Source organism: Pseudomonas sp. 31-12 (assembly GCF_003151075.1).
Classification (GTDB): Bacteria; Pseudomonadota; Gammaproteobacteria; order Pseudomonadales; family Pseudomonadaceae; genus Aquipseudomonas.
The window spans coordinates 6030424-6052793 of the sequence record NZ_CP029482.1 but is presented as its reverse complement, the minus strand read 5'-3'; the positions used below and the strand labels follow the sequence as shown (position 1 = coordinate 6052793).

Below are 22370 nucleotides of genomic sequence, written 5' to 3'. Positions count from 1 at the left end.
CAGATCTTGGGGTGGCTTCGCCACCCAACGGGGGCAAGCCCCCTCGCCACAGGATTCCACCAGGCTCAGGTTCCGGCTTTGGCAGTCAGCTGCTCCCGGCAGTAATCCGCAAACAACTGCGCCGGTTTGGTCAGTTGCCCGCGTTTGAGCCACGCCGCCACCAATCCTGAGCCGGTGACGTCTTCGACAATGTCCACGCACACCACCTTCTTCCCGTCGTAGGTGCATTCCGAATGCGGCCGCGTCACCAGGATCGAGAAGCCGAACCCTTGCCCGACCATGCCCCGGACCATCTCGATCGACGGTGAGCTGAAGGCAATGTTCGGCGACAGGTTCAGTTCTTCGAACAGGCTGACGAAGTAGGTCCGGCTCGGTTGCACGTCCAGCAGAATCATCGGCTCCAGGCACAGATCGCGCAGCGACACTTGCTTGAGTTGGGCAAAGCGATGATCCGCCGGCAGCAACGCATAAGGCCGCTGCGCCGGCATCAGCGGTTCGGTCTGAATCGTGGCGTCGAGTTCGTGTTCATAGAGGATCGCCAGGTCGAAAGTACCGGAGGTCAGGCCTTGCACCAGCTCTTGCTGCTCGCCGTCGCGAATGCGGATTTTCACCCCCGGGTATAGCGCCGAGAACCCGGCAATCAACTGCGGCAGGTACAGCGGCGCGACCGTTTCGAAACAGCCGATATCGATTTGCCCGGCCACCACGTCGTTGTCGGCCAGGGCGTTCTGTTCGAACTCCTTGGCCATGCGCAGCAGTTCCTGGGCCTTGCGATAAAAGCGCGCACCGCTCGGTGTCAGCGACACGCCCTGGGCGTGATGGCGGATCAGCAATTGCACGCCGAAGCTGTCTTCCAGGCCTTTGATCGCCGTGGAGATCGCCGGTTGGGCGATGTACAGCTTGCGCGAAGCTTCGGCGACGCTGCCGCATTCGACGGTGGTGATGAAGTACTTCAATTGACGCAGGTTGTAGGCAGCCACGGCAAACCTCGGGGTGGATGGACTCTGACATCCAGGCAATTTTTGCGCCGACTGCATCCGTTCTGACGACGGTGTTGTTGTGCTTGAACAATAACCACATCCCGCACAACCGGGGAGATTGGCTGCCCAGTTTTTTCATGGTCTGCGAAGACATTTTTACTATTTTTACTGGACTCGGGCCTGGGCCACCATCCAGACACAAGAAAAGCCCATGGAGCATCTGAACGTGTTCGAGCTTGCATACTGGCAAAACAAAGCCGCTGCGCTGCGGTTTCCCGATCTGGCCGTGATCGACGGCAAACCCCGTTCGGCACAGTCGGGGCAGACCTTTGCGGCGATCAACCCCGCCACTGGCCAGCGCTTGGCTAACGTGACCGCTTGCGGTGATGAAGAGGTGGACGCGGCGGTACGCAATGCGCGGCGAGTGTTCGAGGCCGGCATCTGGTCAGCACGTTCGCCCAGTGAGCGCAAACAAGTGTTGCTGCGCCTGGCTGAGCTGATCATGACCCACCGCGAAGAGCTGGCGCTGCTCGACTCGCTGAACATGGGCAAACCGGTGATGGACGCCTACAACATCGACGTGCCAGGCGCCGCCGGGGTGTTTCGCTGGTACGCCGAAAGCCTCGACAAACTCTACGACCAGATCGCCCCCAGCGCGCAAAACGTGCTGGCGACCATCACCCGCGAAGCGCTGGGCGTGGTCGCCGCCGTGGTGCCGTGGAACTTCCCGCTGGACATGGCCGCGTGGAAACTCGCACCCGCGCTGGCGGCGGGCAATTCCGTGATCCTCAAACCCGCCGAGCAGTCACCGTTCTCCGCGTTGCGTCTGGCCGAGCTGGCGCTGGAAGCCGGTCTGCCGCCCGGCGTGCTGAACGTGCTGCCGGGCCTCGGCGAGCAGACCGGCAAAGCCCTCGGTTTGCACCCGGACGTCGATTGCCTGGTGTTCACCGGCTCCACCGAAGTCGGCAAATATTTCATGCAGTATTCCGCGCAGTCGAACCTGAAACAGGTGTGGCTGGAGTGCGGCGGCAAGAGCGCCAATCTGGTGTTCGCCGATTGCCAGGACCTTGACTTGGCTGCCGAGAAAGCCGCGTTCGGGATCTTCTTCAATCAGGGCGAAGTGTGTTCGGCCAACTCGCGGTTGCTGGTGCAACGTTCGATTCATGATGAGTTCGTCGAGCGGCTCAAAGTGCAGGCCGAACGCTGGCAACCGGGTGATCCACTGGACCCGTCGAGCAGCGCCGGGGCGATTGTCGACAGCCGCCAGACCGCGCGCATCATGAAGTTCATCCAGCAGGCCGAACGCCTCGGCGCAACCAAGGTGTGCGGCGGCCGGCAGTCGATTTTCAACGGCTCCGACAACTTCATTCAGCCGACGATTTTTACCGGCGTCAGCCCGGACATGCCGCTGTTTCGCGAGGAAGTGTTCGGCCCAGTGCTGGCGGTTACGGCGTTCGATGACGAGGCCCATGCGTTGCAACTGGCCAACGACAGCGTCTACGGCTTGGCGGCTTCGCTGTGGACCGACGACCTCAACCGCGCCCACCGTGTGGCGCGGCAATTGCGAGCGGGCACGGTGTCGGTCAACTGCGTTGATGCGCTCGACGTGACCGTGCCTTTCGGCGGCGGCAAACAGTCCGGTTTCGGGCGCGACCTGTCGCTGCACTCGTTCGATAAATACACCCAGTTGAAGACCACCTGGTTTCAGCTGCGCGCATAACAGCCGCTCATAACAAAACGGAGAACTGGCGATGACCACACCACGTGAAACCCGCGACTACCAGGCCGCCGACGCTGCGCACCACATCCACGCATTCGTCGATCAAAAAGCGCTCAACGACGAAGGGCCGCGGGTGATGGTCCGCGGCGAGCGCCTGCACCTGTGGGACAACGATGGGCGGCGTTACCTCGACGGCATGTCCGGGTTGTGGTGCACCAACCTCGGTTACGGGCGCAAGGACCTGGCCGCTGCGGCGACCCGGCAGCTCGAGCAATTGCCGTACTACAACATGTTTTTCCACACCACCCACCCGCAGGTGATCGAGCTTTCGGAGCTGCTGTTCAGCCTGTTGCCGGGGCACTACAGCCACGCGATCTACACCAACTCCGGCTCCGAAGCCAACGAGGTGTTGATCCGTACTGTGCGGCGTTATTGGACGATCCTCGGCAAGCCCGAGAAGAAAATCATGATCGGTCGCTGGAACGGTTACCACGGCTCGACGCTGGCGGCGACGGCGCTCGGTGGCATGAAGTTCATGCACGAAATGGGCGGCATGCTCCCCGACATCGAACACATCGATGAACCGTACTTTTTCGCCCACGAGGGCAACCTGACGCCGGTCGAATTCGGCCTGCGGGCGGCGCAGCAACTGGAAGCGAAGATTCTCGAACTGGGCGCGGACAAGGTCGCCGGGTTTATCGCCGAACCGTTCCAGGGCGCGGGCGGGATGATCTTTCCACCCGAAAGTTACTGGCCGGAGATCCAGCGGATCTGCCGTAAGTACGATGTGCTGTTGTGCGCGGATGAAGTGATCGGTGGCTTCGGTCGTACCGGCGAATGGTTTGCCCACGAACACTTCGGTTTCGAGCCGGATACCTTGTCCATCGCCAAGGGTTTGACCTCGGGTTACATCCCGATGGGCGGGTTGATTCTGTCGAAGAAAATGGCTCAGGTGCTGGTGGAGCAGGGCGGGGTATTTGCCCACGGCCTGACCTATTCCGGGCACCCGGTGGCAGCGGCCGTGGCGATTGCCAACCTCACGGCGTTGCGTGATGAAGGCGTGGTAACGCGGGTGAAGGATGACATCGGGCCGTACTTGCAACAGTGCCTGCGCGAGGTGTTCGGCAATCACCCGTTGGTGGGCGATATTCAGGGTGTCGGCATGGTCGCGGCGTTGCAATTGGCCGAGGACAAAACCAGTCGCAAGCGCTTTGCCAATGAGAACGACATCGCCTGGCGTTGCCGCACGATCGGCTTTGAAGAGGGCGTGATTATTCGCTCGACGTTGGGGCGGATGATCATGGCGCCGGCATTGATTGCCAGTCGGGAAGAAATCGATGAGCTGGTCGGCAAGACCCTGAAAGCGGTTGATCGTACGGCTCAGGAATACGGCCGGCTCTGACATTACCGGAAGGTCCTTCGGACCTTAATCGCGGGCAAGCCCGCTCCCACAGGGATTTGTGTCGGCCTCAAGATTCAGGCATGACACATAACCTGTGGGAGCGGGCTTGCCCGCGATTGCTTTCTCCCATTCGACACTCATTTCAGCTTTTGCACCCACGCCGTGCACCCCCGCAAATCCCGCCCTTTTACGGCGCACGCTACCCAGTTTTTTCATCATTCCCAACGACATATTTCCTGATTTTCCTATTCCCGCCCCTGGTCCAACATCGACCTCGCCAGTCCGCCGAATGCTGCCCATCAAGAGGTCCACCAGAGACCGCAGGTGACAGCTAATCCGAGGCCGCTGGCCGTACTGCCCATGACAAAACTAAATCAACAGCTTTGGGAGTGCTCCATGATCAAGTCCTTGCTTAACCGCGTCGCTCATCCACTGGCGGTCACCGCCATCGCCGCGACGGTCGCCACCAGCGCCCAGGCCGGCACCCTGTCCATCGGCCACACCACGTGGGTCGGCTACGGCACCCTCTATCTCGCTCGGGACCTTGGCTACTTCAAGGAAGGCGGTTTGACCGTCGAATTGCCCGTCGTCGAGGAAGCTTCGATGTACATGGCTGCGCAGGCGTCTGGCGAGTTGTCGGGCTCGGCGTCGACCATCGACGAAGTGCTCAAGTACCGCCCGCAATTCTGCTTCAAAGCCGTAGCCGCACTCGATGACAGCCATGGTGGCGACGGTGTTCTGGTGGGCAAGGACATCAAGAGTCTGCAAGAGCTGAAAGGCAAGGCGGTGGCGGTGAACGAAGGGTCGACCTCGCAGTTCTGGCTGTCGTACTTGCTGAAAAAACACGGCATGAGCATGAGCGACATTACCGTGCAGAACATGACGGCTGACGATGCCGCCACCGCGTTCATCGCCGGTCGTGTACCGGCCGCCGTGACCTGGGAGCCGCACCTGTCGATGGTCCGCAACAAGCAACAAGGCAAGGTGCTGATCGACAGCAGCAGCACGCCTGGCGTGATTGTCGATGTGGTCGCGCTCAACTGCACCGTCATCGAAAAACAACCGGAAGACGTCAAGGCGTTGGTCGCCGGTCTGTACAAAGCGGTGCAGTACACCAAGGACCATCCGGAAGAGGCCTACAAAATCATGGCCAAAGGCGTCGGCGGTTACCTTGCCGATCCGAAGGAGCTGGCCGCCGCCGCGAAGGGCGTGCGTTTCTACGATCAGGCCATGAGCGAGAAACTCCTCGGTTCACCGGGCAAGCCGGGCGACAGCGAACCGCTGATCAAACTGGCCAATGAGACCGCCAGCGAATTGCAGGGCAAACCCTACAACGTCAGCAATGACGACCTGATCGACAACCGCTTCGTCAGCCCGCTGTAGGAGGTCCGCATGTTCAAGCGCAATTCATGGTTGAGCCGCTGCATCACGCCCAAGACCGGATTGCCGGTGCAGGTGATCTGGGGCGCGAGCGGCCTGGCCTGGGTGTTGTTGATCGGCCTGTGGGCCGGGTTGTCTTACGGCGGCGTGGTGCCGGGCATGTTCCTGCCGACACCGGGCGCGGTGGCCGAGGCCGCCGTGCGCCTGAGCCGCGACGGCACCCTTGGCCTGCATGTGTGGGCCAGTCTCGAAGTGGTGATGGTCGGTTTCATTGTCTCGTCGCTGGTGGCCGTGCCGTTGGGGTTGCTGATGGGCAGCTTCCGTATCGTCCAGGCGTTCCTTGAGCCGATGGTCAATTTCATCCGCTACCTGCCGGTGACCTCGTTCGTGCCGCTGTTCATTCTGTGGATCGGCATCGGTCTGGAACAGCGGGTGTCGGTGATCATCTTCGGCGTGTTTTTCCAGCAACTGGTGATGATTGCGGACGTGTCCAAGGGCATCTCCAAGGACCTGATCAACGCGTCCTACACCTTGGGTTCGACCCGCCGCGATGCGGTGCTGCACGTGATCGCCCCGGCGTCGTTGCCGGGTGTGCTCGATACCTTGCGCGTGACCATGGGCTGGGCGTGGACCTATCTGGTGGTCGCCGAGCTGGTCGCCGCGTCCAGTGGTTTGGGTTACTTGAGCCTGAAAGCCATGCGCGGTTTTCAAGTGGATGTGATTTTCCTGGCCATCGCGATCATCGGCCTGCTGGGCCTGGTCACCGATCAACTGTTCCGTTTCCTACGTCTGAGGATTGCCGCATGGGCTCAGTAAGCGCCGTCAACCCGCGTTTCGTCACACCCACGGCCGCCCCGGTGCAGGCCGCGCCACGGCTGCAAGTGGACAAGGTCAGCCTGCGCTATCAGAAGCCTGACGGCGGCATGTTCACCGCGCTGGAGCAGGTGTCGTTCGAAGTGCCGGATCAACAATTTGCCGTGCTGGTCGGGCCGTCGGGCTGCGGCAAGTCGAGTTTGCTGTACCTCACGGCGGGTCTGAATGAGCCAACCGAAGGCGAAATCTACGTCGGCGGCCAGCAAGTGCAAGGGCCCGGCGCAGATCGCGGCATGGTGTTCCAGAGCTATACGTTGTTCCCGTGGCTGACCGTGCGGCAGAACGTCGAGTTCGGCCTCAAGCGGCGCGGCATGGCGGCGGCTCAGCGCAAGGAGATCGTCGATTACTACGTCAATGAAGTGGGCCTGACCGGGTTCGCCGACAACTACGCCAAGCAGTTGTCCGGCGGCATGATGCAGCGCGTCGCCATCGCTCGGGCGCTGGCCAACGACCCGCAGATCCTGCTGATGGATGAGCCGTTCGGCGCGCTCGACAGCCAGACGCGCCTGCAAATGCAGCAGCTGTTGTTACGGGTCTGGGGCAACAGCAAGAAGACCGTGTTGTTCGTGACTCACGATATCGACGAGGCGATTTTGCTGGGGGATCGGGTCTACGTGATGGGCGCCAGGCCTGGGCGGATCAAGCAGATTCTGGACGTGCCGATCGAACGCCCACGGACCTTGGACATGGTCATGGAACGTTCGTTTATCGAGATGAAGCGCAAAATCTTCGGGCTATTGCATGACGATCTGGAGGAGGTTCATTGAGCCGATTTCCCGTCATGCCCAAATCCCCTGTGGGAGCGAGCCTGCTCGCGATTGCGATTGATCATTCAACAATGATGTCGACTGACACTACGCCATCGCGAGCAGGCTCGCTCCCACAGGTTCTGCGTTGACCCGGCTCTAGGGGACCGCAGGCAGTAGGAACCGCGCAATCACCGGCAAATGATCGGAGATCCGCAAGGTATCGTCCTGCCTCACCATGGCCTCGACCCGTTTGATCCGCGGGCTGTAGAAAAGGTAATCCACCGTCCGGTCCGGGCCGTTCAAGCCTGGATCGTTCGGGTAGTGGGTCAGCCACCGTGCCCGATCAACACCGCTCGCTTCGTTGTTGGTCGGGATCATCGGGTATTTGTCCCACAGCACATGCAGCGCGCTGTCGGCGGAGTAGGGCGTGCGTTGTTCTTCGGGCAGGCGTCGATACTGGCCCAGGGGCAACAGGTTGAAGTCGCCGCCGATCAGCCACGGGGTGCCCCGGCTTTCAAACTTGTCGAGCACCTTGGTTACGGCGGTTACCTGGGCTTGCAGGGTTTCATCAGGCTGGATGACGCGGTCCAGATGGGTATTGAGCACCGCGATCTGCCCGCCGTCGTTCAACCGCAGGTAAGTCACCAGCAAGGCGTTTTTCGGTTTGAACTGGCGGCTGATGATGTTGGCCGGCGCGACCGGCAATTGCAGGCGCTCGGCGTGTTCGATCTGGAAACGGCTGAGGGTTGCCAGTTGCCGGCCGACGCTGCCGAAGATGTGCGGCTGTGGTACGAAGTCGGCTTTCCAATCGAAGGCGTGAGCGCTGCACGGATAAAGGTCGGCGACCCGTTCCTGAAGCAGTTTGAACTGGTTCTGGTAATCGGTGGCCTTGGCGTTGTCATCCAGTTCCTGCAACAGCACCACGTCCGGTTGCTCGTCGCGAATCACCCGCGCCACTTCATCGAGGCTGAAGGCCATGTCTTCGGCGGTGGGGCTTTCGTCGTCGCCTTGCGCCAGGTCATTCCAGAACACGTAGCGTTTACCCGCCAGGTACTGGACGTTCCAGGTCATCACTTTCAGCGCTTGGCCGGGTACCAGCGTGGGCGCCTGAGTGCTGCAGCTGACCGGTAACGCTTCCTTGGCTTCGGGACGCCAGGTCAGGTTGTAGATGAGTAAGGCAATCAGGCCTGCCGCGATCAGCAGGCCCAGCAGGGTGTAGCGCAGTAGACGGGTCATGGCTCGGCTTATAGCGTTACAAAAGATGAGCCCGAGCATAACCGAGCGTCGGGCTTAAGCCCATGGGTCAGAGCGGTCGATCAATTTTCTCGGGCGCATCGGCAATCAGCATGAACAACCGGAACACCACCACGCTGGTGAACAGTTGCAAGAAGCTGTGCGCGCTGTCGATCAGCAGCGAAATGACCGGGTTCTGCGGCTCCGGGTAAATCGCGAGGGTTGCGCCCCTGAGCACCCACAACGGGCCCATCACACACAGGATGCACACCAGGATGCGCAGGAAATGGCCGCGGGTCAGGCGCAAGCTTTCCTTCATCGCCGCCAACGGGGCCAGGCCGCGCAGCACCAGCAAGTATTCGCCAAACGCCAGGGTCACCATCAGCCAGATGCCCGGCAGGAAATACAGCGACAGGCCGATCAGGATCAGCAAGGTGTTGAGGGCGGTGAGCAGGGCGAAGCGCGGCCACAGGTACGCCGACCTCGACAGCAGCTCGCGGGTGCTTGGCGATTCGCCACGGCTGCGGGCATCCAGAAACAGGATCAATGCGGCGGTGTACAGCGGATAGACCAGCAAGCCGACCATCACGCTGATGCCGGGGAAACTGTCCGGCTCGGTGGAGCGATCAACCACTTGTTGCAGCAGCGCTTCGAAGATCACCAGCGGCAGGCACAACCGCACAATCTGGCCCAGATTGCGCTTGAAGAAATACAGAGAGTCACGCAGTACATCGAACGAATTCATCAGTCGGTATCGCAGGTTGAAAGCAGTGGCCCACTTTAACCGATGAAGCCCTTTGGGGCGCAAACGTAAACGTTCGGTAAAGGTCATTGAAACATCCTGTATCAGCCCCATTACTGGAGAGCACCTTATCCACAGTGGACGAGGGCAACGATATTCCCGGCAATCTACGAGGTCGCCATGAACAGCGAAGAACAAACCCTGATCGATGGACTGTTTTCCCGGCTGCAACAGGCCGAAACGGACTCAGCCCCGCGCGACGCCCAGGCCGAGGCGCGGATCAAGGAACACCTGACTCGCCAACCGGCGGCAGGTTATTTCATGACCCAGGCAATTCTGGTTCAAGAGGCCGCCCTCAAAAGCCTCGACGCACAGAACAAGCAACTCACTCAGCAAGTCCAGCAATTGCAGGCCGAGCTGCAATCGGCCAAGACTCAGCCGTCGGCGCCCGCCAGCGGTGGTTTTCTGTCGAGCATCTTTGGTGGCGGTTCCCGTGATCCGCAGCCTGCATCGACGCAAAGCGCGCCGTCCTCCAATGGTGGATGGCGTGAGCCGGGGCGGCCGTCGTTCAACTCGCAGCCACCGCAACAGAACTTCGGCGCTGCACCGCCGCAGCAGAATTACGCGCCGCAGCAGCAAGCCCCTGGGATTGGCAGTGGTTTCCTTGGCGGCGCCCTGAAAACCGCGGCTGGCGTGGCCGGTGGCGTGATGCTGGCGCAAGGCATCAGCAGCCTGTTCCACAGCAATCAGCAACCTCAGGAAATTGTCGAAGTCATCAAGGAAGAGCCGGCCCAGGTCAACGATCAGAGCGGTGACAACGGCTCGGGCGACGATCAGCGTGTGGCTGACAACTCCAGTGATCAGGGCGGCTTTACCGACGCCGACTACAGCGATGACAGCTCGTCGTTCTTTGGCGGCGACGACGATTCCTTCGTCTGATTCAACGTTACAGGTGTAACACTGAACCCGTGGCGAGGGAGCTTGCTCCCGCTGGGCTGCGCAGCAGTCCTTCTTGGGGCCGCTGCGCGACCCAGCGGGAGCAAGCTCCCTCGCCACAGGTTGCCATTCGTCCGAGGCTCCAAGATGCTTCGGGCCGATTATTCGCGGAACAATCCTTCAGGCTGGCATACTGGGCCACTTTTCGGGCCTGGTGCCTGACCCAGCCTGCGCGCAACGGCGCCAAAGAGGATGCACGGTGAAAAAAATCGCAGTGTTCGCCGATGTCCAGAACCTCTATTACACCGTGCGTCAGGCCTATGGTTGCCACTTCAACTACGCCGCGTTGTGGGCTGATATCAGCAAACAGGGCGAAATCGTAGAGGCCTATGCCTACGCGATCGATCGCGGCGACAGCAAGCAGCAGCAATTCCAGCAGATCCTGCGCAACCTCGGCTTCGTCGTGAAGCTCAAGCCCTACATCCAGCGCAGCGACGGCTCAGCCAAGGGCGACTGGGACGTGGGCATCACCCTCGACATCATGGACGCCGCCGATCACGTCGACGAAGTGGTGCTGGCCTCCGGCGACGGTGACTTCGACATGCTGCTGGAGCGCATCATCACCAAGCACGGCGTGCAAGCCGTGGCCTACGGCGTGCCGGGCCTGACGGCCAACTCGCTGATCCGCGCCGCCAGCCGCTACGTGCCGATCGAAGGCGCGTTGTTGCTCAAGAATTGATTTTTACGGAGTTGAAACAGGTTTGGAACGCATAGCAGTCATCGACTTTGAAACCACCGGGATCTCCCCGAGCAGCAGCTGCCGGGCCACGGAAATTGCCGTGGTGATCCTTGAACAGGGGCGCATCGTCGAGCGTTACCAGAGCCTGATGAACGCCGGCGTGCGCGTCCCTGCTTTCATCGAACAACTCACTGGCATCAGCAACGCCATGCTGCGCACCGCACCATCGGCCGAGCAGGTGATGAACGAGGTCAACGAATTCGTCGGCATCACGCCGCTGCTGGCGCACAACGCCGCGTTCGACCAGAAGTTCTGGGACTTCGAACTCAGCCGCATCAAGCGCACCCGCTTGCAGAACTTCGCCTGCTCGCTGCTGCTCGCCCGCCGCCTGATGCCCGCCGCGCCGAACCACAAACTCGGCACCCTCACCACCTTCGCCAGCCTGCCCAACACCGGCAAGGCTCACCGGGCCATGGCCGATGCGGAGATGGCGGCCAACCTGACGGGGCATCTGCTTCAGGAACTGCAGCAGAAGCATGGGTTGCGCGAGTTGTCCCATGATCTGCTGGTCAGCCTGCAGAAAGTGCCGGCGGCGAAGATCAACGAACACCTCAAGCGCCATCGCGGGTTCTGAAAACACCGAAAATCCCCTGTGGGATGTTGTCTTGTGTTTAACCACGCCTCAAATTCGATGATTGCTCCTACCAAATATTAGGAATTTGTCCGTCTTGCCCCGTACCTGCGGCATCGATAACCTCTGGGACGTCGCTGCCAATTCAGCGACCGGGACTGCAAGCCCGCCGATAGTTTGGTAGACGCCTAACGGCACACCTATAATCGCGTCGCTTTATTTGCGACCATCGATTTATGGTAGCTGTGTGCGGGAGACCTTCGGGTCTGCCGGGGTTGTCTACTGACTCGGTCTTGCAGACCCGCACATAGCTGCCACCCATCATCTGCAAGTGATGCTGGCGGCTCCAACTTTCAGTAGGAAATTCGCCATGATTAAAGTTACCCCCAATCCCCCCGAAGACTCTGCGCAATCAGCTACGAGCGCAGCTCACTTCATCCCCAAAACATTCATCCGTCACCACATCCAGCTGCGCGCACTGTTGCTGCACGCAGAGCCCTGGTTCTGTGCCCGCGATATCGGACGATTGATGGGTGTGGACATAAATGGAAGACAAGTACTCAAGCTTGATGAGGATCAGAAGCAACTGATGTGTTTGTCCGGAAATGATGACCTGCAAGAGACCTTGATGCTGAGTGAGTCGGGCGTATACGCGATGTTGGTGTATCACTATTGCCCGGAAAACCGCCATTTACGACGTTGGCTGACACACGACGTGGTTCCGATGCTGCGGGAAGATGCGGGGTCCATTTCGAATCAAGCGCCGCATATGCGGGCGATGGAATGGGCGGGCGGAACGCTGCGACTGCTGCATTGGCGCAAGGAACCTTGGGTGCGTCTACGGGATATGCCGGGTTTGTTGCCTGCAAGTTACAGCGGCGTCTGACAGATCGCTTCGCGGGCAAGCCCGCTCCCACAGGGATTAGGTAACACCTGTGGGAACGGGTTTTTGGTCAGGCTCGCCGGGCTATGGCCGATGCCGAACTGGCGGCCAACTGACGGCACATTTGGCCTCAAGCGCCATCGCGGGTTCTGAAAACACTGCAAATCCCTTGTGGGAGTGAGCCTGCTCGCGATAGCGATTAATCATTCAGCATCGATGTCGACTGGTACTCCGCTATCGCGAGCAGGCTCGCTCCCACAGGGGATTTGCGGTGTTTCAGGCTTTGCCATTCCCTTCCAGCTGCCCCAACGGCACGCGCTTCTCGATGGCGCTCGACAGCACAATCGAGGTCTTGCTGAACCCGAACTTTGCGATCCGGTTGATCAACTCTTCCAGCTCCGGCATCGAACCTACCGCCGCTTGCATGATCAGGCACGGATCACCCGTGACTCTGTGGCATTCAGTTAGCTGTGGGATTTTGATCAGATCGTCGTAGGCCTTCTGGTTGCCGTGCTGGTTCAAACGCAGTTCGATCACGCACTGGATCGGCAACCCCAGCTTGGCCATGTCGACTTTCGCCTGGTAACCGGTAATCACCCCGCTGGCTTCGAGCTTGGCCACGCGCTCGGCCACGGCCGGGGCGGACAGGTTGACCTTGCGCGCCAGGTCGGCGTAGGACGCACGACCGTTTTCCAGCAGGGCGCTGAGGAGCATGCGGTCGTATTTATCCATCGTCGAATTCCTGAAAATTGGCTGACTTTCGAAATCACGGTTTATAGCGCCGATCTCCGTGATTTGAAAAGTGTACCGGCGCTATAAACAGGTTTTGTAACTTATTTTACGCCGCTGGCCTTTCTAGAATAGCTGTTCACATTTTCCTGTCGTCGAGCTGCCCATGCGCCGTTTCCCGTTACCGTTGATCGCCGCTTTCTTCGCCCTGTACGTAATCTGGGGCTCGACCTATCTGGTGATTCGCATCGGTGTGGAGTACTGGCCGCCGTTGCTGCTCGCCGGTATCCGTTTCGTGATCGCCGGGACGCTGATGTACGCTTTCCTGCGCTGGCGCGGGGCACCGGCACCGACCTGGGCGCAGTGGAAAGCCGCCGGGATCATCGGGATTTTGCTGCTCGCTTGCGGTAACGGCGGGGTCAGCGTGGCCGAGCACATGGGTGTGGCGTCCGGTGTGGCGGCATTGGCGGTGGCGACGGTGCCGCTGTTTACCTTGCTTTGCGGCTATTTCTGGGGCGCGCGAAATACCCGTCTCGAATGGGCCGGGATTGTGCTCGGGCTGATCGGCATTGCCATGCTCAACCTCGGGTCCAACCTGCAATCGAGCCCGTTGGGTGCGCTGTTGTTGGTGTTCGCGGCGGCTTCCTGGGCCTTTGGTTCAGTGTGGAGCAAACACTTGCCGCTGCCTCAGGGCGCCATGGCCAGTGCCGTGGAAATGCTGGTCGGCGGCGTGGTGCTGCTGATCGGCAGTGCGCTGAGCGGCGAGCATCTGCAAGCCATGCCGCCAATCGAAGGCTGGGCAGCCTTGGCCTATTTGACCTTCTTCGGTTCGATCATCGCCTTCAACGCCTACATGTACCTGTTGAAAAACGTACGTCCGGCAGCGGCGACCAGTTATGCCTACGTCAACCCGGCGGTCGCGGTGTTGCTGGGGATTGTGTTTGTCGGTGAGACCATCGGCATCGAAGAAGGGTTGGCGATGATGGTGATCATTAGTGCGGTGGTGCTGATCGGTCTGCCGCAGTGGCGCCGGGCTCCGCAAAGACCGGCTGCCGTGGTGCAGACAGAATCGAGCGTGAATTAGGGTAAACTGCGCGCCATTGCATCTTGTTTTGCACACTTGTTTTGAAAAACCCGCGCTGAATTTTCCTACGGTAATCCCATGACTTTCGCCACCCTTGGCCTGATCGAACCCTTGCTGCGCTCTCTCGAGACGCTCGGCTACCAGACCCCGACGCCGGTTCAGGCGCAAGCCATTCCGGCGGTGCTGGCCGGTCGCGACCTGATGGCCGCCGCCCAGACCGGCACCGGCAAGACCGCCGGTTTCGCGCTGCCGCTCCTGCAATTGCTGGCCATGGAAGGGCCGAAAGTCACCGCCAACTCGGTCCGCGCGCTGATCCTGGTGCCGACCCGCGAACTGGCCGAACAGGTTCACGAAGCCGTGCGTCAGTACGCCGAGAACCTGCCGCTGAGCACTTATGCGGTGTACGGCGGTGTCAGCATCAACCCGCAAATGATGAAGCTGCGCAAAGGCGTCGATCTGTTGGTGGCGACGCCGGGTCGTTTGCTCGACCTATTCCGTCAGAACGCCCTCAAGTTCAACCAGCTGCAAACCCTGGTACTGGACGAAGCCGATCGCATGCTCGACCTGGGATTTTCCGAGGAGCTGGGGAACATTTACAAGGCGCTGCCGAAGAAACGTCAGACGCTGTTGTTCTCCGCGACCTTCTCCGACGCGATCCGCACCCTCGCCGGGCAAATGCTCAACGATCCGCTGAGCATCGAAGTCAGCCCGCGCAACGTCGCCGCCAACACCGTTAAACAGTGGGTGGTGACGGTGGACAAGAAGCGCAAGCCGGAGCTGTTCATTCACTTGCTGCGCAAGGGCAAGTGGAAGCAGGTGCTGGTGTTCGCCAAGACCCGCAATGGCGTGGACGCGCTGGTGGAAAAACTTCAGGGCCTGGGCATCAACGCCGACGGCATCCACGGCGACAAGCCTCAAGCCACCCGCCAGCGTGCGCTGGACCGGTTCAAGGCCAGTGAAGTGCAGATTCTTGTGGCCACTGACGTTGCCGCCCGTGGTCTGGATATCGAAGACCTGCCGTTGGTAGTCAACTTCGACCTGCCGATCGTGGCGGAGGACTACATTCACCGTATCGGTCGTACCGGCCGTGCGGGCGCTACCGGGCAGGCCATTTCGCTGGTCTGTGCCGATGAAGTGAATCTGCTGTCGGCCATCGAGACGTTGACCCGTCAGACATTGCCGCGGCAGATGGAACATGATTTCGAACCTGAGCACCGGGTGCCGGATACCGATGCCAGCGGTCAGGTGGTGAAGAAGCCGAAAAAACCGAAGAAGCCGAAGACCTCCGGAGGCGGTAAACGCAACCTGGGCAAATGGGTTGAGAGCGGGGATGCTTCGGCGCCGGAGCCTTCGATCAAGCCTGTGCGCAAGGTGCCGGTGTTTAACACTGGGCCGCGTAAGAAGAAGCCTTGATGGTGGGATTGGCTTGAGAACCGTCCCCTCACCCTAACCCTCTCGCCAGAGGGGCGAGGGGACTAACCGTGGGTTTCTTTGAATATTCTGCGACCTGAGATATCGAGTCGAACTCATGATTTGAAAGGCTTGGAGATCTGCTCCCTTTCCCCCTCTCCCCTGTGGGGAGAGGGCTGGGGTGAGGGGTGGATCTTGAAGGCTGTCGAAGTACGTATGGCCAACAAATCACGCCCCTCGCTTCAACCACTCCACCATCCCCAACCCCGCCGCGCGCCCACTGGCGAAACACGCGGTCAGCAGATAGCCGCCGGTCGGCGCTTCCCAATCGAGCATTTCCCCCGCGCAGAACACGCCAGGCAATTGCTTGAGCATCAGCCGTTCATCCATCGACTCGAACATCACACCACCGGCGCTGCTGATGGCTTCATCCAGTGGACGGGTTTTGACCAGCGTCAGGGGCAGTGCCTTGATCGCCCGGGCCAGCAATGCCGGATCAGCAAAGCTTTCGGCCGGTGTGAGTTCGCGCAACAGCGCCGCTTTCACCCCATCAATCCCGAGCTGACTGTGCAGGTGTTTGGACATGGAACGGGAGCCGCGCGGTTTGCTCAGCGCAGCCTGGACTTTATCCACAGGCCGGCCCGGCAGCAGGTCGAGATGAATGGTCGCCGAGCCGTGCGCGTTGATAGCTTCACGGATCGGCGCCGAGAGGGCGTAGATCAAACTGCCTTCAATCCCGGTCGCGGTGATCACGCATTCGCCCAAGCGAGGCACGTCGTCATTGAGGCCGATGGCGATGTTTTTCAGCGGCGCACCGGCGAATTTGCTGACCATCAGGTCGCTCCAGGCCTGCACCTCGAAACCGCAATTACTCGGTTGCAGCGGCATCAATCCTACGCCGCGCTGTTCCAGTGGCAGCATCCAGGCACCGTCCGAACCGAGGCGTGACCAGCTGCCGCCGCCGAGGGCCAGCAAGGTGGCGTCGGACTTGATGGTTTTTTCGCCCTCAGGGCTGTCGATGCGCAATCCACCGGTGTCATCCCAGCCGAGCCAGCGGTGGCGGGTGTGGATAACAACGCCGGCGTCTCGCAGGCGTTTGAGCCAGGCGCGCAACAGGGGCGCGGCTTTCATGTCGGTCGGAAACACCCGGCCGGAGCTGCCGACAAAGGTTTCGATACCCAGGTCATGAATCCATTGGCACAACGCATCCGCGCCGAATGAGCGGAGCAGCGGGGCAATTTGCGGGGCACGTTCGGCGTAGCGCGAGAGAAACGCCGGATAGGTTTCGGAGTGGGTGATGTTCATGCCGCCGACACCGGCCAGCAGGAATTTTCGCCCCACCGAAGGCATGCCGTCGTACAGGTCGACTTTGATCCCGGCCTGGCTCAACACTTCGGCCGCCATCAGGCCGGCGGGGCCGCCGCCGATGATGGCGACGTGGGAAGGGGAGGAGGTCGAGGGCTGGGTCATGGAATGCGCTGCGGTATGGCGGAATAAGCCGCGCATTCTATCAGCACAGATTCATGTGGGAGCGGGCTTGCTCGCGAATGCAATTTAACGATCAACATTGATGTCGGCTGACACGCCGCTTTCGCGAGCAAGCCCGCTCCCACAAGGGGTTGTCGGTATTTTCGAAGGTGGTTAAAAAACAATCACCGAGTTGCAGGCTAAGTACCGCATGGCCTGCAGACCCTTTCACTCAGGTTATCCACAGGCAGTTCCACAGGCATTGTGGGTAAAGACTCACACCTCAATGACAACCTGATGACTGCCAGACCCGTTGCGCGCTGTGATGGAGGATGCCGTGGCGGCGCGCCAAAGCCTTGCGGTCCTTGCTGTAGCCGCCGCCAATCACCCCGACCACCGGAATATCCCGCCCCAGGCAATGGCGCATCACGCTTTCATCGCGAGCGGCAACGCCTTCATCGGTCAGCTTCAGGTAACCGAGTACGTCGTCCTTATGCACATCGACCCCGGCGTCGTACAACACCAGGTCCGGTTGGTAGAGCGGCAGCAAATAATTCAGCGCGTCGTCCACCACTTTCAGGTAATCGGCATCGCCCATGCCTTTGGGCAGCGGGATGTCCCAGTCGCTTTCGGCCTTGCGTGCAGGAAAATTCTTTTCGCAGTGCAGGGAAACGGTCACCGCGTCCGGGGTGTTGTGCAGAATCCGTGCAGTCCCGTCGCCCTGGTGCACGTCGCAATCGAAGATCAGCACCCGATTCACACGGCCGCTTTCCAACAGAAAATGGCTGATCACCGCCAGGTCATTGAAGATGCAGAAACCCGCCGGATAGTCGTAATGCGCGTGATGGGTGCCGCCGGCCAGATGACAGGCCAGCCCGTGTTCCAGCGCCTGTTCCGCCGCCAGCAACGAACCGCCGACTGCGCGCACGGTGCGCCGGGCCAGCGCTTCGCTCCAGGGCAGGCCGAGGCGCCGCTGGTCTTCGCGGGACAACTCGCCGCTCATGTAGCGTTCGATATAGGCAGCGTCATGGGCGAGGGCGAGAATCTCCGGGGGGCAGAGTTCCGGACGCAGCAGGTCAACGTCCCGGGTCAGGCCGCTGTCCACCAGGTGATCGCGCAGCAGGCGAAACTTGTCCATGGGGAAGCGGTGATCGGCCGGGAATTCAGGGCTGTAGTCTTCGTGGTAGATCAGCGGCAGCGGCATAACGAATTCAGGTAGGAATGAGTGAAGGATCCTACCAGCGTTGTAGACTTGCGGCATGGAAAGGGGAAGAGACGATGGAGCCGATACTGGAACTCGAGAGCGCGCGACTGTTGTTGCGGCAGTGGCGCGATGAGGATTTGCCGGAGTTTGCGGCGATGTGTGCCGATCCACAGGTCATGCGTTATTTTCCGGCGCCGTTGAGTCGCCTGGAAAGTGCTTCGCTGATCGGACGGATTCGCGGGCATTTTGCCGAGCATGGCTTTGGCCTCTGGGCGCTGGAGCGCAAGGACACCGGGGCATTCATCGGTTTCACCGGCCTCGGTGTGGTCGGTTTCGACGCGCCGTTCACCCCGGCGACCGAAATCGGCTGGCGCCTGTCGCGCGAGCATTGGGGCCTGGGTTATGCCAGTGAAGCGGCTTGGACCGCTCTGCGCTGCGGCTTTGATCGGTTGGCGCTGCAAGAAGTCGTGTCGTTTACCGCCAAAGACAACCTGCCTTCGGAAAAAGTCATGCAGGCCATCGGCATGCACCATGATTCAGCCGATGATTTCGAACACCCCAAGCTCGCGGCCGATCATCCCCTGCGTCACCATGTGCTGTACCGCATCACCCGTGAACAATGGCTGCAAACCTTGCATGGATAAGCAGGCACGGACGTTTACAATGGCCCCCATGGGCCCTGGCCATAAACTGAATCGACCGCCGCAGCCAAGACTGCGCGGCATGCTTTGTGTGAGGAGAGTCTGAATGAGCCAAGTGTTGGATGATCTGGTCGACTTGCTGACCCTGGAACCGATCGAAGAAAACCTGTTCCGTGGCCGCAGTCAGGACCTGGGTTTTCGCCAGTTGTTCGGCGGTCAGGTGATCGGTCAGTCCTTGTCGGCGGCCAGTCAGACGGTCGAAGAGACGCGCCATGTGCATTCGATGCACGGTTATTTTCTGCGTCCGGGCGATTCCGCATTGCCCGTGGTGTATCAGGTTGACCGGGTGCGTGATGGCGGCAGTTTCAGCACGCGCCGGGTGACGGCGATTCAGAAGGGCAACCCGATCTTCACCTGCAGTGCCTCGTTCCAGTACGACGAAAAAGGCTTCGAGCACCAGGCCGAAATGCCGACCGTGGTCGGCCCGGAAAACCTGCCCTCGGAACTGGAACTCACCCAACAGCGCGCGCACCTGATTCCCGAGCACATGCGCGAAAAATTTCTGTGCCCCAAACCGATCGAATTCCGACCGATCACCGAGAAAGATCCCTACAACCCGCAACCGTCCGATCCGGTGAAGTACGTCTGGTTTCGCGCCGACGGTGCCTTGGCGGACTCTCCGGCGCTGCACAAATACCTGCTGGCCTACGCCTCGGACTTCGGTCTGCTGACCACCTCGATGCAGCCCCATGGCAAATCGGTCTGGCAGAAAGACATGCAAGTCGCCAGCCTCGACCACTCGCTGTGGTTCCATGCGGACCTGCGCGCCGATGACTGGTTGCTGTACGCAATGGACAGCCCATGGGCCGGCAACTCTCGCGGCTTCACCCGAGGCAGCGTGTTCAACCGTGCCGGGCAACTGGTGGCGTCGGTGACGCAGGAAGGCTTGATCCGTCACCGCAAGGATTGGGCATGAGCCTGGCCGAGGTGCGGCACTGGGTGTTCGACATGGACGGCACCCTGACGGTGGCCGTGCATGACTTCGCGGCGATCCGCGTGGCCTTGGCGATCCCGGCCGAAGACGACATCCTGACCCACCTCGCCGCGCTGCCGGCCGATGAAGCGGCCGCCAAACATGCCTGGTTGCTGGAGCACGAACGCGATTTGGCGTTGGGCTCGAAAGCGGCGCCGGGTGCGGTGGAGCTGGTGCGTGAGTTGGCCGGGCGCGGTTATCGCCTGGGCATCCTGACGCGCAATGCCCGAGAACTGGCGCACGTGACACTGGAGGCGATCGGCCTGGCGGACTGCTTTGCGGTGGAGGATGTGCTGGGGCGTGATGAAGCGCCGCCTAAACCACATCCCGGTGGTTTGCTGAAACTGGCCGAGGCCTGGAAGGTGCCGGCGAGCGAGATGGTGATGGTCGGTGATTACCGCTTTGATCTGGATTGCGGTCGGGCGGCAGGGGCGCGCACGGTGTTGGTGAATTTGCCGGATAATCCCTGGCCTGAATTGACGGATTGGCATGCGGTGGATTGTGGGGTGTTGCGGGAAATGCTCTCGGCTTGAGGGCCCCTTCGCGGGCAAGCCCGCTCCCACAGGATTGTGTGTCGACAGGATAATTCAGGTACGACACCTACCTGTGGGAGCGGGCTTGCCCGCGATGGCGTCAGGCCAGACACCACAAGCTCACTGACCAAACAACACCTTCTGCCCCTCCGGCGACGTCAACATCTCATCCCCGTTATGCCCGACTCCGGGCACTTCAATCAGCCGCTGATTGACCCCTTTCGGGTTGCGGCGCAGCACGTAATTGAAAAAATTCCGCCCGCGAACCAGACGATTAGCACCTTGCGCTTCAGCCTCACAACCCTTGTCCAGCGCCGGATGCTGCGGGTCGGTGTCTTGTTGCCCAAGCAGATAAGTCACGTCCCGTTTGACGTAATTGCCTTCAATTTGTGGTGCCGTTTGCCCACTGGCATAAACGGGTAAATCCGTCAGCCCGTACTTCCAGCGATTGAAACCGGGACATGCCGCATGGTTGAACGCCACCGGCCGCTGCTCGTTGAAGTACGCATAGGACGAAGGATTGGCGACGACGTAGCGAAGCTTCACGCCGGCGGCCGTCAGGGCCGGTTGCTCACGCGCCAGCAGCGCATAGCGCTGGACCACCTGACCGCCACCGGAGTGCCCGGCGATGATGATTTGCTTCACATCCGGAAATTGCCGGCGGTCGCCGACCCTCTCGATGATTTGATCGAGGGCCGCGAAGGAACTCAGCGCAAAAGGAGCGGTGGATAAACCTCCGGCCATCCAGTCATTGCCCTGCCAGCGCAATACCGTGTCAGCCACCGGATGCAGCGCGATGTCGGTTTCGTTGAGAAATTGCGGGGCAATCACCAGGGTGCTTGCACTTTGCCCGGCCAGTTCCGCCGCGTGCTCGGCGCTCTGGCGATAGGTTTCAGCGTTGCGCAGCCGACCATGGATGATGATCAGCACGCGTTCGATTTTCGCCGGCGCCGGCGCCGGGCCGAGGCTCACCGCCATCTCGCCTTCTTTCAACAACAATCGCCCGGGGCTGAGTTCCTTGACGCCATGCTCCGCAGCCTGGGTGCTTGCGCACGTGAACAACACAATCAACAGCCAATTTTTCATTTACAGGTTTTTCGCCGCAAAGGTATCGCACTGGCCCACCTGGCCTTGCGCAAATCCGGTTTTGAACCAGCGCACCCTTTGCGCTGATGTGCCATGGGTAAACGAGTCGGGTACCACGCGGCCCTGACCCTGTTGCTGCAGACGGTCATCGCCGATGGCGTTGGCCGCATTCAAGGCTTCTTCGATGTCACCCGGTTCCAGCCAGTTCAGACGCTGCTGCGCGTTGTTGGCCCAGACACCGGCCAGGCAATCGGCCTGCAACTCCTGGCGCACCAACAAACCGCCATCACCTTCCATCTGCCGGCCTTGCTGGCGGGCCGTCTGAATTTTCGCGGAGACGCCGAGCAATGTCTGAACATGGTGTCCGACTTCGTGAGCGATCACGTAGGCCTGAGCGAAGTCACCGGCCGCTGAAAAGCGTTGCGACATTTCCTGGAAAAAAGCCATGTCCAGGTAGACCTTCTGGTCGGCCGGGCAATAGAACGGCCCGGTCGCCGATGTCGCCAGGCCGCATGCCGAATTCACCCGGTTGCTGAACAGCACCAGCGTCGGGTTTTTATACTGCCGACCGGCCTGCTGGAAAATCTGGCCCCAGGTATCTTCGGTATCGCCGAGAATCGAGCGCACGAATTCGGCGCCTTCATCATTGGCCGGCGGCGCCTTACGGCTCTGGTTGGTGGCCGGGGCCGATTGTTCGGTCATTTGCCCGGTCAGTTCGCCGAGGATTTGCATCGGATCCTGGCCGGTGAGCCAGCCGATTCCCACAATCAGGACGATCGCGGTCAGGCTCAGGCCTTTGCCGCCACCGAAACGCATCCCGCCGCCACCGCCGCCGACACTATCACCACGGGCGTCGACCACGTTGTCGCTGCGTCGGCCTTTTTTCCATAGCATGTGGGAATCCTCTGATTGTCC

Annotated in this window: 23 protein-coding genes; 14 read left to right on the top strand and 9 right to left on the bottom strand. The window is 60.7% G+C overall.

The features are described 5' to 3' along the window. Positions 1-65: 65 nt before the first annotated feature. On the bottom strand, positions 66-980 hold the full coding sequence (locus DJ564_RS28605) for a LysR substrate-binding domain-containing protein (RefSeq protein ID WP_109635083.1): 915 nt from the start codon (positions 978-980) through the stop codon (positions 66-68). 226 nt (positions 981-1206) lie between these two features. Here DJ564_RS28605 and DJ564_RS28600 point away from each other — a divergent pair, with 226 nt between their 5' ends. Together DJ564_RS28600 and DJ564_RS28595 are read left to right on the top strand one after the other, a co-directional pair. Beyond that, on the top strand, positions 1207-2700 hold the full coding sequence (locus DJ564_RS28600) for an aldehyde dehydrogenase (RefSeq protein ID WP_109636231.1): 1494 nt from the start codon (positions 1207-1209) through the stop codon (positions 2698-2700). 31 nt (positions 2701-2731) lie between these two features. Further along, on the top strand, positions 2732-4102 hold the full coding sequence (locus DJ564_RS28595) for an aspartate aminotransferase family protein (RefSeq protein ID WP_109635081.1): 1371 nt from the start codon (positions 2732-2734) through the stop codon (positions 4100-4102). A gap of 24 nt (positions 4103-4126) precedes the next feature. Here DJ564_RS28595 and DJ564_RS28590 read toward each other — a convergent pair whose 3' ends face one another. Then, on the bottom strand, positions 4127-4402 hold the full coding sequence (locus DJ564_RS28590) for a hypothetical protein (protein WP_162556249.1): 276 nt from the start codon (positions 4400-4402) through the stop codon (positions 4127-4129). Positions 4403-4498: 96 nt separating this feature from the next. On the opposite strand from DJ564_RS28590, the gene DJ564_RS28585 reads away from it, so the two are divergent. The 3 genes from DJ564_RS28585 to DJ564_RS28575 are packed head-to-tail and all read left to right on the top strand — an operon-like array spanning position 4499 to position 7122. Continuing rightward, positions 4499-5485: an ABC transporter substrate-binding protein gene (locus tag DJ564_RS28585; protein WP_109635078.1), complete on the top strand. Its 987-nt coding sequence runs from the start codon at positions 4499-4501 to the stop codon at positions 5483-5485. A gap of 9 nt (positions 5486-5494) precedes the next feature. Further along, a complete protein-coding gene (locus DJ564_RS28580; protein WP_109635077.1) occupies positions 5495-6298 on the top strand; it encodes an ABC transporter permease in 804 nt (267 codons plus the stop codon). Continuing rightward, positions 6286-7122 carry an ABC transporter ATP-binding protein gene (locus DJ564_RS28575; RefSeq protein WP_109635075.1) on the top strand — a complete coding sequence of 279 codons (837 nt, stop codon included), beginning with the start codon at positions 6286-6288 and terminating at the stop codon, positions 7120-7122. The genes DJ564_RS28580 and DJ564_RS28575 overlap by 13 nt, the downstream gene beginning before the upstream one ends. Positions 7123-7260: 138 nt before the next feature. On the opposite strand, the gene DJ564_RS28565 is transcribed toward DJ564_RS28575, so the two are convergent. Next, entirely contained in the window at positions 7261-8340 is a 1080-nt protein-coding gene (locus DJ564_RS28565) for an endonuclease/exonuclease/phosphatase family protein (protein WP_109635073.1), read from the bottom strand. A gap of 67 nt (positions 8341-8407) precedes the next feature. After that, on the bottom strand, positions 8408-9082 hold the full coding sequence (locus DJ564_RS28560; RefSeq protein WP_109636229.1) for a YciC family protein: 675 nt from the start codon (positions 9080-9082) through the stop codon (positions 8408-8410). A 177-nt stretch (positions 9083-9259) separates the two neighbouring features. On the opposite strand from DJ564_RS28560, the gene DJ564_RS28555 reads away from it, so the two are divergent. From DJ564_RS28555 to DJ564_RS28535, 4 genes are all read left to right on the top strand, one after another. Next, complete coding sequence (locus DJ564_RS28555) at positions 9260-10018, top strand: DUF2076 domain-containing protein (protein WP_109635072.1); 759 nt, start codon at positions 9260-9262, stop codon at positions 10016-10018. A 256-nt stretch (positions 10019-10274) separates the two neighbouring features. Next, a complete protein-coding gene (locus DJ564_RS28545; RefSeq protein ID WP_008149222.1) occupies positions 10275-10754 on the top strand; it encodes an NYN domain-containing protein in 480 nt (159 codons plus the stop codon). Between the two features lie 22 nt (positions 10755-10776). Continuing rightward, a complete protein-coding gene (locus DJ564_RS28540) occupies positions 10777-11388 on the top strand; it encodes a PolC-type DNA polymerase III (RefSeq protein WP_109635068.1) in 612 nt (203 codons plus the stop codon). 367 nt (positions 11389-11755) lie between these two features. Continuing rightward, positions 11756-12271: a Bro-N domain-containing protein gene (locus tag DJ564_RS28535; RefSeq protein WP_109635066.1), complete on the top strand. Its 516-nt coding sequence runs from the start codon at positions 11756-11758 to the stop codon at positions 12269-12271. Between the two features lie 273 nt (positions 12272-12544). Here the strand turns inward: DJ564_RS28535 and DJ564_RS28525 are convergent, their stop codons facing one another. Then, positions 12545-13000 (bottom strand): Lrp/AsnC family transcriptional regulator, encoded by a 456-nt coding sequence (locus tag DJ564_RS28525; RefSeq protein WP_109635064.1) that lies wholly within the window; start codon positions 12998-13000, stop codon positions 12545-12547. 157 nt (positions 13001-13157) lie between these two features. Between DJ564_RS28525 and yedA the strand changes: the two genes are divergently transcribed. Further along, positions 13158-14081: a drug/metabolite exporter YedA gene (gene yedA / locus DJ564_RS28520; RefSeq protein WP_109635062.1), complete on the top strand. Its 924-nt coding sequence runs from the start codon at positions 13158-13160 to the stop codon at positions 14079-14081. Between the two features lie 78 nt (positions 14082-14159). Then, the gene (locus DJ564_RS28515) at positions 14160-15494 is read left to right on the top strand and encodes a DEAD/DEAH box helicase (protein WP_109635060.1); all 1335 of its coding nucleotides are present in this window, start codon (positions 14160-14162) and stop codon (positions 15492-15494) included. Between the two features lie 225 nt (positions 15495-15719). On the opposite strand, the gene DJ564_RS28510 is transcribed toward DJ564_RS28515, so the two are convergent. Both DJ564_RS28510 and DJ564_RS28500 read right to left on the bottom strand, forming a co-directional pair. Then, positions 15720-16961, bottom strand: coding sequence for a TIGR03862 family flavoprotein (locus DJ564_RS28510; RefSeq protein WP_178082328.1), 1242 nt, complete (start codon positions 16959-16961; stop codon positions 15720-15722). Positions 16962-17241: 280 nt separating this feature from the next. Further along, positions 17242-18162, bottom strand: coding sequence for a histone deacetylase (locus DJ564_RS28500; protein WP_109635057.1), 921 nt, complete (start codon positions 18160-18162; stop codon positions 17242-17244). A gap of 74 nt (positions 18163-18236) precedes the next feature. Between DJ564_RS28500 and DJ564_RS28495 the strand changes: the two genes are divergently transcribed. The 3 genes from DJ564_RS28495 to DJ564_RS28485 all read left to right on the top strand — a co-directional run bounded on the left by DJ564_RS28495 (position 18237) and on the right by DJ564_RS28485 (position 20369). Next, complete coding sequence (locus DJ564_RS28495) at positions 18237-18806, top strand: GNAT family N-acetyltransferase (protein ID WP_109635055.1); 570 nt, start codon at positions 18237-18239, stop codon at positions 18804-18806. 103 nt (positions 18807-18909) lie between these two features. After that, the gene (gene tesB / locus DJ564_RS28490) at positions 18910-19779 is read left to right on the top strand and encodes an acyl-CoA thioesterase II (RefSeq protein ID WP_109635054.1); all 870 of its coding nucleotides are present in this window, start codon (positions 18910-18912) and stop codon (positions 19777-19779) included. Next, a complete protein-coding gene (locus DJ564_RS28485; RefSeq protein ID WP_109635052.1) occupies positions 19776-20369 on the top strand; it encodes an HAD family hydrolase in 594 nt (197 codons plus the stop codon). The genes tesB and DJ564_RS28485 overlap by 4 nt, the downstream gene beginning before the upstream one ends. A 120-nt stretch (positions 20370-20489) precedes the next feature. On the opposite strand, the gene DJ564_RS28480 is transcribed toward DJ564_RS28485, so the two are convergent. Together DJ564_RS28480 and DJ564_RS28475 are read right to left on the bottom strand one after the other, a co-directional pair. Beyond that, complete coding sequence (locus tag DJ564_RS28480; RefSeq protein WP_109635050.1) at positions 20490-21455, bottom strand: alpha/beta fold hydrolase; 966 nt, start codon at positions 21453-21455, stop codon at positions 20490-20492. Further along, positions 21456-22349, bottom strand: coding sequence for a neutral zinc metallopeptidase (locus DJ564_RS28475; protein ID WP_109635048.1), 894 nt, complete (start codon positions 22347-22349; stop codon positions 21456-21458). It abuts the gene before it with no gap. Positions 22350-22370: the final 21 nt, after the last annotated feature.

Coding starts and splice junctions, on each gene's coding strand:
- DJ564_RS28595 (WP_109635081.1), top strand. CDS start 2,732: ATGACCACACCACGTGAAACCCGCGACTACCAGGCCGCCGACGCTGCG.
- DJ564_RS28590 (WP_162556249.1), bottom strand. CDS start 4,402: ATGGGCAGCATTCGGCGGACTGGCGAGGTCGATGTTGGACCAGGGGCG.
- DJ564_RS28585 (WP_109635078.1), top strand. CDS start 4,499: ATGATCAAGTCCTTGCTTAACCGCGTCGCTCATCCACTGGCGGTCACC.
- DJ564_RS28580 (WP_109635077.1), top strand. CDS start 5,495: ATGTTCAAGCGCAATTCATGGTTGAGCCGCTGCATCACGCCCAAGACC.
- DJ564_RS28575 (WP_109635075.1), top strand. CDS start 6,286: ATGGGCTCAGTAAGCGCCGTCAACCCGCGTTTCGTCACACCCACGGCC.
- DJ564_RS28565 (WP_109635073.1), bottom strand. CDS start 8,340: ATGACCCGTCTACTGCGCTACACCCTGCTGGGCCTGCTGATCGCGGCA.
- DJ564_RS28560 (WP_109636229.1), bottom strand. CDS start 9,082: ATGAATTCGTTCGATGTACTGCGTGACTCTCTGTATTTCTTCAAGCGC.
- DJ564_RS28555 (WP_109635072.1), top strand. CDS start 9,260: ATGAACAGCGAAGAACAAACCCTGATCGATGGACTGTTTTCCCGGCTG.
- DJ564_RS28535 (WP_109635066.1), top strand. CDS start 11,756: ATGATTAAAGTTACCCCCAATCCCCCCGAAGACTCTGCGCAATCAGCT.
- DJ564_RS28525 (WP_109635064.1), bottom strand. CDS start 13,000: ATGGATAAATACGACCGCATGCTCCTCAGCGCCCTGCTGGAAAACGGT.
- DJ564_RS28515 (WP_109635060.1), top strand. CDS start 14,160: ATGACTTTCGCCACCCTTGGCCTGATCGAACCCTTGCTGCGCTCTCTC.
- DJ564_RS28510 (WP_178082328.1), bottom strand. CDS start 16,961: ATGACCCAGCCCTCGACCTCCTCCCCTTCCCACGTCGCCATCATCGGC.
- DJ564_RS28500 (WP_109635057.1), bottom strand. CDS start 18,162: ATGCCGCTGCCGCTGATCTACCACGAAGACTACAGCCCTGAATTCCCG.
- DJ564_RS28495 (WP_109635055.1), top strand. CDS start 18,237: ATGGAGCCGATACTGGAACTCGAGAGCGCGCGACTGTTGTTGCGGCAG.
- tesB (WP_109635054.1), top strand. CDS start 18,910: ATGAGCCAAGTGTTGGATGATCTGGTCGACTTGCTGACCCTGGAACCG.
- DJ564_RS28485 (WP_109635052.1), top strand. CDS start 19,776: ATGAGCCTGGCCGAGGTGCGGCACTGGGTGTTCGACATGGACGGCACC.
- DJ564_RS28480 (WP_109635050.1), bottom strand. CDS start 21,455: ATGAAAAATTGGCTGTTGATTGTGTTGTTCACGTGCGCAAGCACCCAG.
- DJ564_RS28475 (WP_109635048.1), bottom strand. CDS start 22,349: ATGCTATGGAAAAAAGGCCGACGCAGCGACAACGTGGTCGACGCCCGT.